At 37.9% G+C, this 16,499-nt stretch carries 15 protein-coding genes and 1 pseudogene; 9 read left to right on the plus strand and 7 right to left on the minus strand.

All coding sequences use genetic code 11. The features are described from left to right. Nucleotide 1 precedes the first annotated feature (1 nt). Both K2F26_RS12525 and rpiA read right to left on the minus strand, forming a co-directional pair. Nucleotides 2-1,183 carry an aldo/keto reductase gene (locus K2F26_RS12525; protein WP_220608089.1) on the minus strand — a complete coding sequence of 394 codons (1,182 nt, stop codon included), beginning with the start codon at nucleotides 1,181-1,183 and terminating at the stop codon, nucleotides 2-4. A gap of 145 nt (nucleotides 1,184-1,328) precedes the next feature. Further along, nucleotides 1,329-2,039: a ribose-5-phosphate isomerase RpiA gene (gene rpiA, locus K2F26_RS12530; RefSeq protein ID WP_096569597.1), complete on the minus strand. Its 711-nt coding sequence runs from the start codon at nucleotides 2,037-2,039 to the stop codon at nucleotides 1,329-1,331. Nucleotides 2,040-2,283: 244 nt separating this feature from the next. Between rpiA and K2F26_RS12535 the strand changes: the two genes are divergently transcribed. After that, nucleotides 2,284-3,030, plus strand: a complete 747-nt coding sequence (locus K2F26_RS12535) for an S-layer homology domain-containing protein (RefSeq protein ID WP_220608090.1) — start codon at nucleotides 2,284-2,286, stop codon at nucleotides 3,028-3,030. 483 nt (nucleotides 3,031-3,513) lie between these two features. After that, complete coding sequence (dxs, locus tag K2F26_RS12540; protein WP_220608091.1) at nucleotides 3,514-5,409, plus strand: 1-deoxy-D-xylulose-5-phosphate synthase; 1,896 nt, start codon at nucleotides 3,514-3,516, stop codon at nucleotides 5,407-5,409. A 1,151-nt stretch (nucleotides 5,410-6,560) separates the two neighbouring features. Here dxs and era read toward each other — a convergent pair. The 4 genes and pseudogenes from era to K2F26_RS12555 all read right to left on the minus strand — a co-directional run bounded on the left by era (nucleotide 6,561) and on the right by K2F26_RS12555 (nucleotide 9,122). Beyond that, nucleotides 6,561-7,517, minus strand: coding sequence for a GTPase Era (era, locus tag K2F26_RS12545; RefSeq protein WP_220608092.1), 957 nt, complete (start codon nucleotides 7,515-7,517; stop codon nucleotides 6,561-6,563). 351 nt (nucleotides 7,518-7,868) lie between these two features. Then, on the minus strand, nucleotides 7,869-8,081 hold the full coding sequence (locus K2F26_RS25450) for a hypothetical protein (RefSeq protein ID WP_437441032.1): 213 nt from the start codon (nucleotides 8,079-8,081) through the stop codon (nucleotides 7,869-7,871). Between the two features lie 8 nt (nucleotides 8,082-8,089). After that, nucleotides 8,090-8,347, minus strand: a pseudogene (locus K2F26_RS25455) (succinylglutamate desuccinylase); the annotation flags it as partial. A gap of 136 nt (nucleotides 8,348-8,483) precedes the next feature. Then, on the minus strand, nucleotides 8,484-9,122 hold the full coding sequence (locus K2F26_RS12555; protein ID WP_220608093.1) for a histidine phosphatase family protein: 639 nt from the start codon (nucleotides 9,120-9,122) through the stop codon (nucleotides 8,484-8,486). 79 nt (nucleotides 9,123-9,201) lie between these two features. On the opposite strand from K2F26_RS12555, the gene K2F26_RS12560 reads away from it, so the two are divergent. Then, a complete protein-coding gene (locus K2F26_RS12560) occupies nucleotides 9,202-10,605 on the plus strand; it encodes a carotenoid oxygenase family protein (RefSeq protein ID WP_220608094.1) in 1,404 nt (467 codons plus the stop codon). 91 nt (nucleotides 10,606-10,696) lie between these two features. Beyond that, entirely contained in the window at nucleotides 10,697-11,758 is a 1,062-nt protein-coding gene (locus K2F26_RS12565; RefSeq protein ID WP_220608095.1) for a J domain-containing protein, read from the plus strand. 61 nt (nucleotides 11,759-11,819) lie between these two features. Here K2F26_RS12565 and K2F26_RS12570 read toward each other — a convergent pair whose 3' ends face one another. Then, a complete protein-coding gene (locus tag K2F26_RS12570; RefSeq protein WP_220608096.1) occupies nucleotides 11,820-12,641 on the minus strand; it encodes an alpha/beta hydrolase in 822 nt (273 codons plus the stop codon). A gap of 53 nt (nucleotides 12,642-12,694) precedes the next feature. On the opposite strand from K2F26_RS12570, the gene rpmB reads away from it, so the two are divergent. From rpmB to K2F26_RS12595, 5 genes are all read left to right on the plus strand, one after another. After that, nucleotides 12,695-12,931 carry a 50S ribosomal protein L28 gene (rpmB, locus tag K2F26_RS12575; protein ID WP_096569572.1) on the plus strand — a complete coding sequence of 79 codons (237 nt, stop codon included), beginning with the start codon at nucleotides 12,695-12,697 and terminating at the stop codon, nucleotides 12,929-12,931. Nucleotides 12,932-13,551: 620 nt separating this feature from the next. Then, complete coding sequence (locus tag K2F26_RS12580) at nucleotides 13,552-14,193, plus strand: hypothetical protein (RefSeq protein ID WP_220608097.1); 642 nt, start codon at nucleotides 13,552-13,554, stop codon at nucleotides 14,191-14,193. Nucleotides 14,194-14,204: 11 nt separating this feature from the next. Beyond that, the gene (locus K2F26_RS12585; RefSeq protein ID WP_220608098.1) at nucleotides 14,205-15,101 is read left to right on the plus strand and encodes a type IV pilus modification PilV family protein; all 897 of its coding nucleotides are present in this window, start codon (nucleotides 14,205-14,207) and stop codon (nucleotides 15,099-15,101) included. Next, on the plus strand, nucleotides 15,076-15,588 hold the full coding sequence (locus tag K2F26_RS12590) for a pilus assembly FimT family protein (RefSeq protein WP_220608099.1): 513 nt from the start codon (nucleotides 15,076-15,078) through the stop codon (nucleotides 15,586-15,588). Before K2F26_RS12585 ends, K2F26_RS12590 begins: the two co-directional genes overlap by 26 nt. A 68-nt stretch (nucleotides 15,589-15,656) precedes the next feature. Continuing rightward, the gene (locus K2F26_RS12595; RefSeq protein ID WP_220608100.1) at nucleotides 15,657-16,328 is read left to right on the plus strand and encodes a PulJ/GspJ family protein; all 672 of its coding nucleotides are present in this window, start codon (nucleotides 15,657-15,659) and stop codon (nucleotides 16,326-16,328) included. Nucleotides 16,329-16,499: the final 171 nt, after the last annotated feature.

Below are 16,499 nucleotides of genomic sequence, written 5' to 3' on the forward strand. Positions count from 1 at the left end.
ACTAACTTTGAGATAATCTTTTTACATCTTTACCCTTTAACATTGCATTTGCTTTAGCTAACATTTGGGGGATTTTCTCAGCATGAGGACTATTAATTAAACATCCTCTCAAATCTAATTCATCTAATTTATCTGCTTGATTACCAGGAAACCAGTGATTACCATTACCTAATAGATTATAACGCATTTTTCCATACTCCACCATATCATAAGCTAAAGCTAAATTCAACAACCATAACACAAATTTAATATTAATTTGTCCTGGTGTTTCTTCCCAACTTGGTAAATTTTGATCCCAAGATTTTACCCAATCTTCCCCTAAAACATCTATAGCAGCATTTTCTAACCTGGTGATAATTGGAGGTAAGATTTCATCAGCTTTGTCTAATAATTCTAAGGTTTTTAAATGTTCATCAAAATCACTGGGTTTTGCAGCACCAATACTTAATGTATTTACTTGGGGATGACTTAAACAAAACAAATCATTAAACACCATTGGACTTAATGGTTGACAAAGATTAACCAACTTTTCAGAAGGTTGATATAACAAACCTCCTTTATTAGAAGGACTGATAATAAACACCCCCATATCTAACTTATTAGCAGCTTCAATCGCTGACCAATTCCATTGATTTATATAATACCAATGCAGGTTAATATAATCAAATTGATTGGTATTAATTGCCTGTAAAATTATATCTAAAGGTGCATGAGTTGAAAAACCGATAAATCTGACTTTTCCTTCTTTTTGTAGTTCCTTAGCAACTTCTAAACAACCACCATCACCAAGACTATAATTTAAAAATTCAGCATTATTAATACCATGTAAACCTAATAAATCAACATAGTCTAAATTGAGATATGATAAAGATGTTTCAAATGTTTTTCTAAATTCTTTTCCATCTGCAAATGGAGGAACTTTTGTTTGAATAATCAACTTTTCTCGTGCCAATTTAGGCAATATTTGACCTAACTGCATTTCCGAAGTACCATAAAATCGTGCAGTTTCAATATGATTAATACCCAACTCAACAGCACGACGAATAATAGCTTCTAAATTATCCTGATTATCTGAAGGAATTTCCTCTAGTTTAACATCTTGCCATTTAAATTGATAGCGCATTCCTCCACAGGAAAACACCGGCATTTGTAAATTTGTACGTCCAAATCTTCTGTATAACATCGCGTAATTTTAGATTTTAGATGACGATAGTATAAGTTGAAAACAGCAATATCTTTGCGCCTTTGCGTCTACCCTGCGGGATCTCCTAACGGAGATTGCGTGAGCTTTTCTCATAGGTGGGAAAAACCCACCCTTTTCATTTTAGCTACATTTGACGAACAACAGGTTGACCATCAATAACTTCACCAATTAAAACCTGACTGACACAGTTAACAAAGATGCCATTTTCCAAAACACCGGGAATATTATTCAGTGTTGTTTCCAAAGTTACAGGATCATCAATACTATCAAATCTGACATCTACCACCATGTTACCTTGGTCAGTGATGACTGGACCTGCTTTTTTCACACCCATACGTAATTCTGGCTGACCACCGAGTTTTTTGATAGCATTAATTACAGGAGTGATAGCCATCGGAATTACTTCCACGGGTACTGCAAAAACAGAACCCAAACGGTCAACCAACTTACCGCTATCAACCACCACAATAAATTCTTTTGCTAAATAATCTACCACTTTTTCGCGGGTATGAGCAGCACCACCACCTTTAATCAAGTTTTTATGGGGGTCAACTTCATCAGCACCATCAATAGCGATATCAATATGATCAATAGCGTCTAAAGTGGTGAGAGGAACACCGTACTGTTTTGCTAACACTTCCGACTGAAAAGAAGTAGGGATACCGACAATATCTTTGAGTTCACCAGACTTGAGGCGATCGCCCAAAAACTGTATAGTATAAGCTGTAGTTGAACCCGTACCCAACCCAACAATAGAACCTGATTTTACTAGGTTCGCTGCTGCTTTACCAACTTCTTGCTTCATTAACTTTACGGGATCTGCTGATACGGACATTCTCAACTCCTGAAAATTTCACAACATGAAAAATACTCTCATAGCCGAATATACTACAAAATTGGTGATTGGTAATGGGTAATGGGTAATTGGTAATTGGTGATGGGTAATTGGCTAAATAAATAATATATAATTTTCAATTACATTAATTATAGATTTCTCGGAAAATCAGAAACATTAAAAAACAGTAACCGTCAATATCCAAGAACGAAGTTGAAAATAAACAATTACAATAATCTGGGATATGAATAAATTAGCAATTTTGACCTTGGGGACATTAAATTTATTAACCTTTGTTCCTACTTTGCCAATAATAGCGCAGGAAGTCAACACAGCCAAGCCATCTATTGAAAATAATGTTGAAAATCCTGTTAAAAATCCTGTTAAAAATCCTGTTGAAAATACAGATAACGGCGATTTAGATTATATCCAAAAAGTTGTAGAATCCAAATTAATGGATAACTTGCCCGATGGAAAATTTTATCCAGAAAAATTAATCAGTAGAGCAGAATTAGCAGCAATTTTAGTCAAAGCATTTTATTTAGATAAACGCCAAGCAGCGAAACAAGAAAAATCCATAAATGTACCAGATGTTCCGAAATATCATTGGGCATATCAAGATATTCAAACAGTGCTGAAAACTGATATTATGAAAGGATATAGGGGGAATATGTTTTTCCCAAACCAAAAAGTCACTAGGGCAGAAGGGTTAGCAATTTTTGCCCAAGCTTATGGAGTATTTCAATTTCCCGATAAAACTGTGAACGAGATTTTATCAAAATACCCTGATCAAAATTCTATACCGACATGGGCGAGAAAGGCGATCGCCACAGTCATAGCAGAAGGTTTTATCAACACAGACCCTAACGGAAATATTAACCCATTAAGTCCTATGACTCGCGGTGACATGGCCTACTTGTTAAGTAGATATTTGCAACGCCAGCAAAAACAGGCAGAAACACCTATAGTTCCCACTATTCTGCAATTTTAACGGAGAGGTGGGGTAGTAGGGGAAGTAGGGGAAGTAGGGGAAGTGGGGGAAGTGGGGGAGGCTCACAAGGGTAGGTATTTTACATTGTCGTGAGGGCAAGACTTGGAGGACAAGGAAGGACAGTGGACAAGGGCGGAAATCCGTACAAATAATGTACAATTGGTAACAAAAAGCGCCGCTCAACAGACCATTTTTTGTATAAAATCTTCCTTGTCTACGTTCCCTCCTTGTCTTCCTTGTCCTGCCTTAACAGATAATATTAAAAACCTACCCCTGTGAGGGTGGGGAGATGGGGTTAACAAGATATTACTTCTTGCCTCTTGCCTTTTGCCTTTCCCTATTCCCTATTCCCTATTCCCTATTCCCTATTCCCTTCCAAAGTTATAGTAATAAAACATTGGTAACAGTGAGATTTTTATAGTCCCGGAAGTGGGAAAATCAATTAATGCCAAAAAGTAGAGTTAGAGAGGAAAACCTTATAATATGCACCTGAGTGAAATTACCCATCCTAACCAGTTGCACGGTTTGTCTATTCGGCAGTTACAGCAAATAGCCAAACAAATTAGAGACAAACACTTACAAACCGTAGCAGCAAGTGGGGGACATTTGGGTCCAGGTTTGGGAGTTGTAGAATTAACCTTGGGACTTTACCAGACATTAGACTTAGATCGGGATAAAGTAATTTGGGATGTAGGACACCAAGCTTATCCCCATAAACTAATTACCGGACGATACAACGACTTCCACACCCTTAGACAAAAAGACGGAGTAGCGGGATATCTCAAACGTTGTGAAAACCAATTTGACCATTTTGGCGCAGGACACGCTTCTACAAGTATTTCTGCCGCTTTGGGTATGGCCTTAGCCCGTGACTTAAAAGGGGAAAAATTTAAAACAGTAGCTGTCATTGGTGATGGTGCTTTAACCGGCGGTATGGCATTAGAAGCTATTAACCACGCAGGCCACCTCCCTAAAACTAACCTGTTGGTGGTTCTCAACGACAACGAGATGTCCATTTCTCCCAACGTCGGCGCTATTCCCCGCTACTTAAATAAAATGCGTCTTAGCCCCCCGATGCAATTTCTCACTGATAACATTGAGGAACAATTTAAAAATATTCCCTTTGTTGGTGATGAACTAGAACGCATTACCGAAGGGATGAAACGGTTAGCTGTTTCCAAAGTTGGCGCAGTTTTTGAAGAACTAGGTTTTACCTACATGGGTCCAGTGGATGGCCATAACTTAGAAGAACTTATTGCCACCTTCCAACAAGCACATCAAATAACTGGTCCAGTGCTGGTTCACGTAGCCACCGTCAAGGGTAAAGGCTATGAAATGGCAGAAAAAGACCAAGTAGGCTATCATGCCCAGAACCCCTTTAATTTAGCCACTGGTAAAGCTATTCCTTCCAGTAAACCTAAACCACCTGCTTACGCCAAAGTCTTTTCTCACACTTTGGTGAAATTAGCAGAACAAAACCCGAAAATTGTCGGTATTACGGCCGCCATGGCCACAGGTACAGGTTTAGATAAATTACAAGCTAAATTACCTAATCAATATATAGATGTGGGTATTGCTGAACAACACGCCGTTACCTTAGCTGCGGGTTTAGCTTGTGAAGGTATGCGTCCGGTAGCTGCTATTTATTCCACCTTCTTACAACGTGCCTATGATCAAATTATCCATGATGTCTGCATTCAAAACTTGCCTGTCTTCTTCTGTTTAGATCGGGCAGGAATTGTAGGTGCTGACGGTCCAACTCACCAAGGGATGTATGATATAGCTTATCTGCGTTGTATTCCCAACATGGTGTTAATGGCACCCAAGGACGAAGCAGAATTACAACGGATGACAGTCACAGGTATTGAATATACCGATGGACCCATTGCCATGCGTTTCCCCCGTGGTAATGGTCATGGTGTTCCCTTGATGGAAGAAGGTTGGGAACCTTTGGAAATTGGTAAAGGGGAAATTTTGCGTCAAGGCGATGATGTGTTAATTGTCGGCTATGGTACGATGGTTTACCCTGGAATGCAAGCAGCAGAAATTCTCAGCGAACATGGAATTGAAGCGACTGTGATTAATGCCCGATTTGTGAAACCTTTGGATACAGATTTAATTGTACCTTTGGCAAAACAAATTGGCCAAGTTGTCACCTTAGAAGAAGGTTGTTTAATGGGTGGTTTTGGTTCTGCGGTAGCGGAAGCTTTACTGGATGCGGATGTTGTTGTACCAGTTAAAAGAATTGGTGTTCCTGATGAGTTGGTAGATCATGCCACACCTGATGAATCTAAGACTACTTTAGGTTTAACCAGTCAGCAAATTGCAGAAAATATTTTGCAAGCTTTCTTTAAGAAAGAACTAGCTGCTGTTAAGTAGTTTTCTTTTTTTCGTTCCCATACTTTAGTATGGGAATGGTAATTTTCTGTTACCGCAAGCTCACTGACCACCTGTAACCCTTGATATATATGGGTTTTACATTTATTCAGCAAACCCTACATATTTTATTTTTAGACTTGACAAGCTGCTCATAATTTTGTACACTTATGTTATGAGTGGGAATCTGTGGGCGCAATATATATAGGGTTTTTAACAGCTTGGGTTGGGAACGCAGATGAACGCAGATAGACGCAGATTTTCAGAGTGAATATTTACAACTCGAAATTGTCAAATCTCTCTAAAACCTCTTTCCTTTGTGTTCTTTGCGTTCTTTGCGGTTCATTCTTCTATGACTTGTGCGTAACCAACCATCATCAAATAACATCCTGTAAATCCTAAAATCCTGGAAATCCTGATTCAGACAAGATGCTATCATCAAGTAATATATTTAGGGTTTGCTGAAAAAGTCTTTCCGTTGAGGCAGGGAACAGTTTCAGCTATCTGTCATCCCCAAATTTTTGGATTTCTTAGCCCCAAAATGCACAGTTTTTCAGGTCTAACCTTCAAAAATCTTGCACTTTGTTTCCTCTTGTTCAGCCCCAAACCTTTGATTTATCTGGGTTTTGCATTTATTCAGCAACCCCTAATTATTGATTAATATATCTCGAATAAAGAGGAGATCCTGATTCTGATAATCTGCGTTTATCCGCGTTTATCTGCGTTTTTATCCTGTAAATCCTAAAATCCTGGAAATCCTGATTCAGAAAATACTACTCCCTTGGATTATTCTAAAACCTATCATAACATAACCGTCTCAGAAGTCAAGACCCTTGATATTACGTTAGTCATTCGCAAGCATTCTCAATAATTTTCGGGGTAAAAAAGGGTGTTAAAACTTTTTTGAGAAAATTGAGTTAAGAATTGTTAAGGTAACTCACGGGATCTCCTGACGGAGATTGCGTGAGGAAATAGATAAATTTTGTCTGAATCAGGATAACCAGGATTAAAGGATGTACAGGATGAAAATAGAAAATCTCTCTAAAACCTCTTTCCTTTGTGTCCTTTGCGTCCTTCGTGGTTCATTCCTTCATATCTTGTGCGTAACCAACCATCATTAAATAACATCCCCAAAATCCCTATCCCCCCATCTTCTATTCTTCCACTCGATATCCTAACTCTGCTAACCTCACCCGTGAATGTCGCCATTTTGGTTGCACTTTCACAAATAATTCCAAATAAACCTTACCCGCAATTAGCTTTTGTATCTGTTGACGTGCCGCACTACCAATAGATTTTAACATTGTCCCACCTTTACCAATTAAAATTCCTTTTTGGGAATCTCTTTCTACGTGAATAGTTGCCATAACACGGGTAATAGTTGGCGTTTCTTCTACTAAGTCAATAGCGATCGCCACTGAATGAGGAACTTCTTCACGAGTCAACAATAAAATCTGTTCCCTGATTAATTCCCCCATAATAAATCTTTCTGGTTGATCTGTCACTAAATCCGGTGGATAATAAAAAGGTCCAGGTTCTAAATGTGCAATTAATAAATCTTGCAGTTCTAGTAAACCCTCACCATTCACCGCTGAAAATTTGACAATTTGCCATTCATTTTCTCGCGCTAATTCAATATAACTATTATCTATTTTTTCCGCATCTGCTGGTTGTTGATCTATTTTATTAATACCTAAAATTACCGGGATTTCACTCCGACTTAATAACTCAGCAATAAAGCGATCGCCTCCACCACAAGCAACTGTTCCATCAACAACAAACAATACCACATCTACCGATTCAATGGCTATTTTGGCATTTTGTACCAACACTTCCCCCAGTTGATGATGAGGTTTATGAATCCCTGGAGTATCCACAAAAATTAACTGCGCTTTCTCAGTTGTTAAAATCCCCCTTAACCGATTTCTGGTAGTTTGTGCTATCGGTGATGTTATCGCTATTTTTTGTCCTATTAATTGATTCATCAAAGTAGATTTACCGACATTAGGACGACCAATAATACCGATAAAACCAGATTTAAAATTAGCAGGTGCTTGAGGAATGGCAAATTCTTCAGCAACTGTAAAACTATAATTATCAATATTACTCACTTTTAATTACACCTTGATATTTTCAAATTAGAATAGTTTGGTTTTTTACCGAAAATACAACAGACATAAAATCACCCTGGTATGTGCGAGTATGTCCTTATTCTTAGTTTAATCTATTACTGAATCTATTTTAATTTCCTCGTCAAAAAAAATCTAGCAATGATAAAAAATGATAAAAATTTATAAAAATTGTAAAAGTACAAGTAAGTAGAACGGCGCGAAAAAACAGAAGTATGTAACAAAAAGTAAAGTTGCCCAAAAGCTTATTACCTCCTGCCTTCTGCCTCCTGCCTCCTGCCTTGTCATAACGACAATTTTTAACGCCCACCTACTTATTATGACTGCTAACTCCTAGATTCTGACGATTGCTTCTTCAAGCACTCCCAGGACAAACTCACCTTGATTTACAGACTGATTTGTTGATATATCATAAACTAATCCATCTGCTTCAGCGTTAATATCAATTATAATCGGTAATCTACCTTCTTTATTAAAACTGATAATTTGATACAGTTTATCTCCCGCTTTGACCGCACTACCTAATTCGACTCTCAATAGAATCATACCACTTGAGCGCGTTGATTTGTTCCCATTGGATTACAAACAGGAACTAACCAAATTTCTCCAAATAAATCACTTTGATTGAGTGATGATAAAAATTCAATTAATTGATAAATAACTGCATTACCAGCTATTTCTGCTCCATGTAAATTAGATTGAATATAAACCTTTTTTCCAGGATGATCTCCGATAAATTTGTAAACTTGAAGTGATAGAATATCACCCGAAGCCATTTGACGTAAAGGAATAGTTTCAATCACAGGCAACATAATCAAATTCCTACTTGATAATACAAAAACTGCTTAAAAAACAGGGAATAGCTAACAGGTGACAGGTGACAGGTAACAGGTGACAGTAAAAAACCAAGAGTTTATTCTTCCCAATCACCAATTACCAATTACCAATTTACGTTCCTCCTAAACTTCGCAATCTTGCATCTAAATGAGTTCGATCTGCTAAAGTTAACAACATCGGACCATGTTCTGTAAATTCCACAACACTGACAGAACCAACAGGACATCCCCAACGATAACGAAAACGCCCGACATCAATACCCAACAAACTACACAGAATAATTCTAATTGTTGCTTTATGAGTCACAACTAAAACATTACCACTTTTATGAAGCTGTTTAATTTCTTCAATCACCTGCATAGCGCGAGAAGCAATTGTTACAGCTAATTCTCCTCCATTGGGTGCATACCAAGCCGGATCAGCAGACCAGCGCAAATAATCATCATGATATTCCTGACTGATCACTTCTGGGGTTTTTCCTTCCCATTTACCATAGTTAATTTCCCTTAAACCATCTCTCAGTTCTGGTTGTATTCCTAACACTGTACATAGAGGTTTTGCAGTCTCCATAGTGCGACGCATGGGACTAGAAAAAATCGCCTCCCAAGGAGTAGAACTATAACCAGCAGCAAAAGCATGAGCCATTTCCACACCTTCAGGAGTCAATTCTGAATCTATCGAACCACAAAAGGCATGATTGCGACTACATTCTGTTTCACCGTGACGCAGTAGGTAAAGAGTTAAGCTCATAACAATTTTAGATTTTAGATTTTAGATTTTGAGGTATGGCTATATTAGAGAAAGTGCGTTATAAAACTCAACAATAACAATGACCACCACCTTAGTAAATCCCTATTTAGATGGGAATTTTGCCCCAGTTAGTCAAGAAATTACCGCAGACACCCTCAAAGTCATTGGTGAACTACCCTCCGACCTTTCCGGGATGTTTGTTCGTAATGGACCAAACCCCCAACATTCACCCATAGGACAATATCACTGGTTTGATGGTGATGGAATGTTGCACGGTGTAGAAATTACCAATGGTAAAGCTATTTATCGTAACCGTTATGTGCGTACCAGAGGTTGGAACATTGAAAACCAAGTAGGTAAAGCTGTTTGGAGTGGACTTTTAGAACCACCGCAAATGGACAACCCTTATGGACCAGGGAAAAACACCGCTAATACTGCTTTAGTTTGGCACGCTGGACAATTTTTAGCACTGTGGGAAGGAGGATCACCCCATAATATCCAACTTCCTGAATTACAAACCATTGGTGAATATACTTACAATAATAAACTAACTTCCCCTTTTACCGCCCATCCCAAAGTAGATCCAGTTACCGGGGAAATGATGTTCTTTGGTTATTCTTTTGCACCCCCATACTTACAATATGGCGTAGTTTCCGCACAAGGGGAAATATTGCGTACAGTACCCATTGAACTACCAATAGGGGTAATGATGCACGATTTCGCCATTACTGAAAATTATACCATTTTCATGGATTTACCCCTGACATTCAGTGTAGAACGGATGCAGAGGGGAGAACCAATGATGATGTTTGAGAGCGATCGCCCCAGTCGTTTTGGCATTTTACCCCGTCACGGAGACAACAGCAATATCCGCTGGTTTGAGGGTCCTTCCTGTTACGTTTTCCACACCCTCAACGCCTATGAAACAGAAGACGAAATCATCCTTATTGCTTGTCGCATGAGTTCCACCACCGTATTAGAAACCGATATATCAACAAATGATCCCACCGCAAATATACCCCTCTTACATCGTTGGCGTTTTAACCTCAAAACAGGTACAGTCACAGAAGAAATGTTAGACGACGTACCCGCAGAATTTCCCCGTCTTAACGAAAACCTGCTAGGGAGAAAAACCCAATACGGTTATGCTGGGAAAATGGCTAATAGTCCTATGCCTTTATTTGATGGTGTAATTAAGTATAATTTCCCAGATGGCAAAACCCAAACCCATGAATTTGGAGAAGGGCGTTATGGTGGTGAAGCTGTATTTGCACCACGTTTAAATACAACCACAAATGCAAGCACAGAAGATGATGGTTGGTTGATCACCTTTGTTTATGATGAAAATTCACAAACTTCTGAATTAGTAGTTATCAATGCTCAAGATATCACCAGTGAACCCGTTGCACGAATAATTATTCCCCAAAGAGTACCCTATGGTTTTCACGGTGCTTGGATATCCGCAGTACAATTAAATAGATAATTGGGTATGGGGCATGGGGCATTGTAAAATTAAATTAATAGACTCTTGCCTATTCCCTATTCCCCATTACCCATTACCCATTCTCAATTTTATGCCTAAAAAAACCAAGTCTGCATCACCAACATCCCCAACAACCACCACACTAGCACTTTCTGACCTGCATATATATTTAGCATCTCTAGAAAAAGAACATCAATCCTTATTGAAACAGATTAAGAAAAAGCGCACAGAAATCAATAATTTTGTTGAAAAAATGCGTTCTCTAGCTACAGAGATATTTCAAAAAGCTAGTCCTTGCATGAAAAAAATGTCAGATTTGGATCAAGAAATTCATGCACTTTTTCAGGAACTTCTGACTACTAGAAAATTTGGTAAACAAACCCAAAACAAAATAGAATCCCTGTACATGAATTTACAAATGTCAGGAATAATTAGCCCCAAAGCTATTAATGAAAAAGATGAAGATACTGAACTAGATGAAATGTTTGAAAACCCAGAAACAGACAATCATCAACATCATCAACATCATCAACATCAATATTGGGATTCACAACAGGAAGTAGAATCAACCTCTGCTAGTAGAAGCGAAGATTCTCGAAAAATTAGACAGACATTTTTAAAACTAGCAGAAATCTTTCATCCAGACAAAGTACAAGATTCTGAAACACATAAATCTCATACAGAAATCATGAAAGAAATTAATAAAGCTTACCAAGAAGGAGATTTAGCCAGACTATTGGAAATTGAAAGACAACATCAGTTAGGAGAAACAATTGATAATAATAGCGAAGATGATTTAAATCGCAGATGTAAAAATTTAGAACAGCAAAATGAAATTCTCAAAACTCAATATGATAAATTAAAACAAGAACTAAGATTAGCTAAAAATACTCCCGAAGGAGCAATGGTTTCTGATGCTCGTAAAGCGGCTAAATACGGAATTGATTCTATTGGTGTCATGTTAAATCAATTAGAATCTCAAATTGAAATTATTGTTGATATTCGTGATTTTATTCAGAAGTTTAGAGATAAGAAAATTACCATCAAAGAATTTCTGGAAGGTCCTCCTAGTTTGCGTTCCCTCAGAGAAGAAATGATGGAAGAACTATTAGAAGAAATGATGGAAGAATTGGGGGGAAGAATTATTTTTTAAGGAGTAGGGGCAACCCCCTGATCCCCCCTAACCCCCCTTAAAAAGGGGGATCAATTTTTTGCTAATATTGCTCTAATAAATCAACAAACTCCCTCAACTTCTTACCATACTTTTCTTGTGCAACTTCTAAAAAATCATTATGATTTGCATTATCAACCCACAAATAAAGTTTCGGTGCAGTAACAGCAGCAAACAATTTTTCACCATGCTCAAAAGGAACAATATCATCTAATTTACCGTGCATCACTAAAACCGGAACTTGGACTTTTTTGATTTTCTCTAAATTATTAAACTTATCAAAAGGTAAAATGGGAAAAGGTACAACTACCCGAAAAGCAGAAGTAAAGGTACTTTCAATAATTAAACCCGCTATCGGTTTTCTAGCTGCTAAGTCTACCGCTGAACCTCCTCCTACAGAACGCCCAAACACAATAATTTGCTCTGGTTTGATTTTTAAATCTTCAGTTAAATAATAATAAGCAGTATCAATATCTTGATAAGCAGCATTTTCTGTAGGTGTTCCCTGACTCGTACCATAACCCCGATAATCATAAGCAAAGACACTAAAACCCAAATCCCGTATTTTTTTTAAAGTTGCTCTAATATCTCCCAAGTCTTCCGCATTTCCATGAACATAAAGAATAGTGTACTTAGCACTAGGGTTTGGCAAATAAACTGCCGAAATTTGTTGATTTTCCCTGGTTTTCAGCTTAATAATGTCTTTTGTATCCTCATAGCTGGAAGGTTGGGGTAAAAAAATCATGCTATCCGCACGAAAATACACATAGACGGCAAATAAGGTATATATTACAACTAAAGACCGAATCATCCGCTTCCAAGTAAAATCCCCAATTAATAGTTTTTTGAGCCGTTGTTTATTCATGATCTAAAATAGAAAGGTTGTACTTAAATAGAATAGAATTTTGGAGGTTTTTCATGTCCCGTCGTTGTGAACTTACTGGTAAAAAGGCTAATAACGCAATGGCCGTTTCCCACTCTCACCGTCGTACCAAGCGTTTACAACACGCTAATTTGCAAACTAAGCGCGTTTGGTGGCCTGGTGGTAATCGTTGGGTGAAACTAAAACTCTCTACCAAAGCGATTAAAACCTTAGATAGCAAAGGTATAGAAGCAATGGCTAAAGAAGCTGGTATCAATTTAAATCACTATTAAGTAGTCAGGGTTAAAAATTGTTGTGATGAGAAGGCAGCAGAGAAGAGGTTTTTAGACAAATTTGCTTTTTGTTACATACTTCTGTTTTTTCGCGCCTTTCTACTTAATCTTCAGTTTTCAAGGAAGTAGGGAGAGCGCCTCCGTGCCTACCCCTGTTTTTGGGGCAACCACGGAGGGTTTGCCCCTACTTGAATAATTCAGTACAATTACTGAAATTAGTAGCCTGATAATAGGGTATGCTAAGAATAAATCAACACCTGCGCCTGTGTCTGATGATCACAGTTTCATGTAGCCTGACATCACCAAAGCTGTTTAATCAGTGTGAGAAGTGATTGTATGAAGTGATTTATCATTTTTAACAGCTTTATTCAATTAGTATAAAAACTTCAATAATGGACAATTAACAATGAACAATTGACAGTTACCTCTCCGTTGAAGGGAGAGGATTGAAAAATCGGAATTTTTCTCTTTTTTCCCCTGGAAAGGGGAGGTTTTAAACCTTGAATGAAACAATTATCAATTATCAATTGTCAATTATCAATTGATAAAGTTACTTTTCTGCAATCAGGCTCTAATCATATATCTTTTATCGTCAAAAATTAACCATACCCGGAAAAATTATGAATACTAAATCTTTGCATACTAGATTAAAAATGGCTTTGCTACTCCACTCTAGAGAATCAGGGTTTGCTATGGTAATCGCTGTTTCACTAGGGTTAATTATGATCTTGGTAGGGTTAACCATGACTATGCGATCGCAAGGTGATCAGATAACAGCTTCACAGCAAAAAGCCACAGATCAAGCATTAGCCGCAGCAGAACAAGGCGTTGTTTTTTATCAGCAATTGATCAATACTAATCGGATGTTGGCAGCACATCCAAATTCGACTTGGACTACAAAACTTTCAGGAATTAGCCCAGGTTGTAGTAATCCTGGTACAGCAGATCCAGAGACTATAGCCGATGCAAAACGCACAAGTTGGCAAGCAGTAGACTCTACAGATGTCACAAAAGGGCAATTTAGACTTGTTTCTTACGGATATACGCCCGATAATAACAATCCTGATCCTAACGATGATCTATCTTATTACCCAGGCAAAGGTACACTCATTGTTGAAGGGCGCATGGCTAATTCAACAAGTAACAACGAAGAGACAAAAGCCATTACTAGGTTACAGGTGGTTATACCTGTCAACTGTAATAGCAACCCCTCACTAGGAGCTATCACCAAATGGGAAAAAAAAACGGTTAATGAGAATTAAAAGAAATAATTATGAACAAACCAAGATTTCATCCCGACTCAGGCTTTAGCTTACTTGAAGTTCTAGTTGCTATTTTAATAGTGACTTTCTTTACTACAGTAGCAATGCAAATGGTGATAGTTTCTACAGCTTTTAGAGCTAGAGCTAAGGAGTATGCAACAGCAGCCAATTTGATTCAACAGGACTTGGAAAATATTAGGAGTATAGCTAATCAATATGAATTTCCTACAATTTCTGCCACTCCCAGTCCCACTCCCAGTCCATCTGATAGTCCAACTGTTTTTCCAAGTGTTTTAGTTTTATCATCAGACAACGGATTAAAACATAATGACAAAATCCAGTTTCCAGGCTCGCCAAATGTTTATACTATTACAGAACCTACCTCAATTCCCACAGATACCCCAACTATTACAATATCACCTGGTATAACTCCACCACCAACACCATCACTAGTATCAACAGTAACTCCAACGCCAGTAGAAATTGGTACTAGAGTTGTCAGTAATACATCATGCAGTGCCATACCTCCAAGTCCAGGTTCAACTACTCCAGATCCAGATACAGGACTGGGTAAAAAATTGAAGGATAAAATAGCAACTAATGTAACTACAATACCTTCTGAACTTGCTGATAATTTCACTGAGGAGCAGGCTAAAAGTTTCACTGATTATCAAGCTGTAAATGATTACAGTCCTTATACGATTACTAACACAGGTTTGGAATTGTGGATGATCCGACAAGATATAGTACCTGAAGAACTTGCTCGGAGTCCCTACGACGTTTTGCAAGTCAAGTATGTAGTTGTCAGAAGTAAAGATCAAGATAAAGACGGGAAACTAGATATTGAAATCCTAGCTGAATTGTCTACTGAGGTAATACCCAATGCGTCATTCCAATGTATCAGATAATCAGGGCTTTACAATCCTAGAAGCACTAATAGTAGTAGTGTTTGCTGGTATTCTTGCAGCTATGGCTGGACCGAGCTATTTTGCATGGTCACAAAGAAGGGCTGTAGATGATGCTATTATTAGCATTGAGGGAGCAATTAAAGAAGCGCAAAGACAAGCTATGGCTATGTCACGATATTGTAATGTGACATTGGATACATCTTCCCCGAACGTTAGAACCACTAGCCCACCAAAAATAAAATGTCTTCTGACAGGCGATCGCACATTAAGCGATGTAACTTTAGCAGCATCAGCGACATCTCTTAATTTTGACCATCTAGGAAATACTACCAGTGAAATAACAGTTGTGGTTGCTCCGTCTGCCAATTATTCCAGTAATAACTTCCGCAAATGTTTAGTTTTATCCCAACCTCTCGGCTTAATTAGAAGAGGTAATTACACTGGTGCTAGTGGTACAACGACTTCTAGTAGTTGCGTTCCAGAATAACCTGTTCTATCAACATCAGTAGCATCAATATTCATTGCTTAATTTATTGCTTATATAGGTGTCGAAAAATGAAAAATTACCTAAAATTCATCAAATCTAATCATGCTGCTGATAAAGGATTTACTTTGATAGAAATCTTGGTAGCAGCAGCCATAATGTCAATTGTTGTGACTCTAGCCGGCACTGCATTTGTAGCCCTACTCCAACAAAATCAAAAAGCAAAAGCTGAAAGCGATAGACGTACTAATTTAAATCGTGCCTTAGATTATATTGCTAATGACATTAGAATGGCAAAAACAATAGAGTCTACTACTGGGTTAACTTTACCTTCTGGTGCAACAGGTGTTCTCAAGTTGACCATCCCTAACCCAGATCCCGCAGTGTCAACCCCTTATCATGTAATTTATTATATATCTAATAGTTTGACGGGATGGGAATCGCCAAGATCAATTATGCGTTTTCAAGCCAGTAATGATACCACCACCACAGTACCAGATCCTACTACTGACAACTTATTAGTTGATGGTATTGAAGCACCATCATCTTTTAGCTGTCCAAGTGGTACTCAAAGCGGTGGTAACGGTTTTTATGCTTGTATATCTTCAACAGCGCCTTCAGCTAATAAAAGCGCAGAAGTTTTTTTGTATGGCAAGATCAAGAGCAATAACATATCTAGCGATACCACACCACCTTATCTAGCGAGAACTAGAGTATATACCAGAGCCAATGAATTAAATTAAATCAACATTTGTTTAAGTAACCATTATCTAACAAAAAAACCGTATAAATACGGTATATAAAATCCTGCCAAACATATAACAATAACAACTATAAACCCATGTAAAGACATTGATGTAATGTCTCTACAGAGGTCAATAAAACATTATCTACACCTATCCAATACCTGACAG

The organism is Sphaerospermopsis torques-reginae ITEP-024, assembly GCF_019598945.1.
Classification (GTDB): Bacteria; Cyanobacteriota; Cyanobacteriia; order Cyanobacteriales; family Nostocaceae; genus Sphaerospermopsis.

Excerpts from the sequence above, each read along its gene's own strand:
- K2F26_RS12525 (WP_220608089.1), bottom strand. The coding sequence starts at position 1,183 with ATGTTATACAGAAGATTTGGACGTACAAATTTACAAATGCCGGTGTTT.
- rpiA (WP_096569597.1), bottom strand. The coding sequence starts at position 2,039 with ATGTCCGTATCAGCAGATCCCGTAAAGTTAATGAAGCAAGAAGTTGGT.
- K2F26_RS12535 (WP_220608090.1), top strand. The coding sequence starts at position 2,284 with ATGAATAAATTAGCAATTTTGACCTTGGGGACATTAAATTTATTAACC.
- dxs (WP_220608091.1), top strand. The coding sequence starts at position 3,514 with ATGCACCTGAGTGAAATTACCCATCCTAACCAGTTGCACGGTTTGTCT.
- K2F26_RS25450 (WP_437441032.1), bottom strand. The coding sequence starts at position 8,081 with ATGATTCTATTGAGAGTCGAATTAGGTAGTGCGGTCAAAGCGGGAGAT.
- K2F26_RS12555 (WP_220608093.1), bottom strand. The coding sequence starts at position 9,122 with ATGAGCTTAACTCTTTACCTACTGCGTCACGGTGAAACAGAATGTAGT.
- K2F26_RS12560 (WP_220608094.1), top strand. The coding sequence starts at position 9,202 with ATGACCACCACCTTAGTAAATCCCTATTTAGATGGGAATTTTGCCCCA.
- K2F26_RS12565 (WP_220608095.1), top strand. The coding sequence starts at position 10,697 with ATGCCTAAAAAAACCAAGTCTGCATCACCAACATCCCCAACAACCACC.
- K2F26_RS12570 (WP_220608096.1), bottom strand. The coding sequence starts at position 12,641 with ATGAATAAACAACGGCTCAAAAAACTATTAATTGGGGATTTTACTTGG.
- rpmB (WP_096569572.1), top strand. The coding sequence starts at position 12,695 with ATGTCCCGTCGTTGTGAACTTACTGGTAAAAAGGCTAATAACGCAATG.
- K2F26_RS12580 (WP_220608097.1), top strand. The coding sequence starts at position 13,552 with ATGAATACTAAATCTTTGCATACTAGATTAAAAATGGCTTTGCTACTC.
- K2F26_RS12585 (WP_220608098.1), top strand. The coding sequence starts at position 14,205 with ATGAACAAACCAAGATTTCATCCCGACTCAGGCTTTAGCTTACTTGAA.
- K2F26_RS12590 (WP_220608099.1), top strand. The coding sequence starts at position 15,076 with ATGCGTCATTCCAATGTATCAGATAATCAGGGCTTTACAATCCTAGAA.
- K2F26_RS12595 (WP_220608100.1), top strand. The coding sequence starts at position 15,657 with ATGAAAAATTACCTAAAATTCATCAAATCTAATCATGCTGCTGATAAA.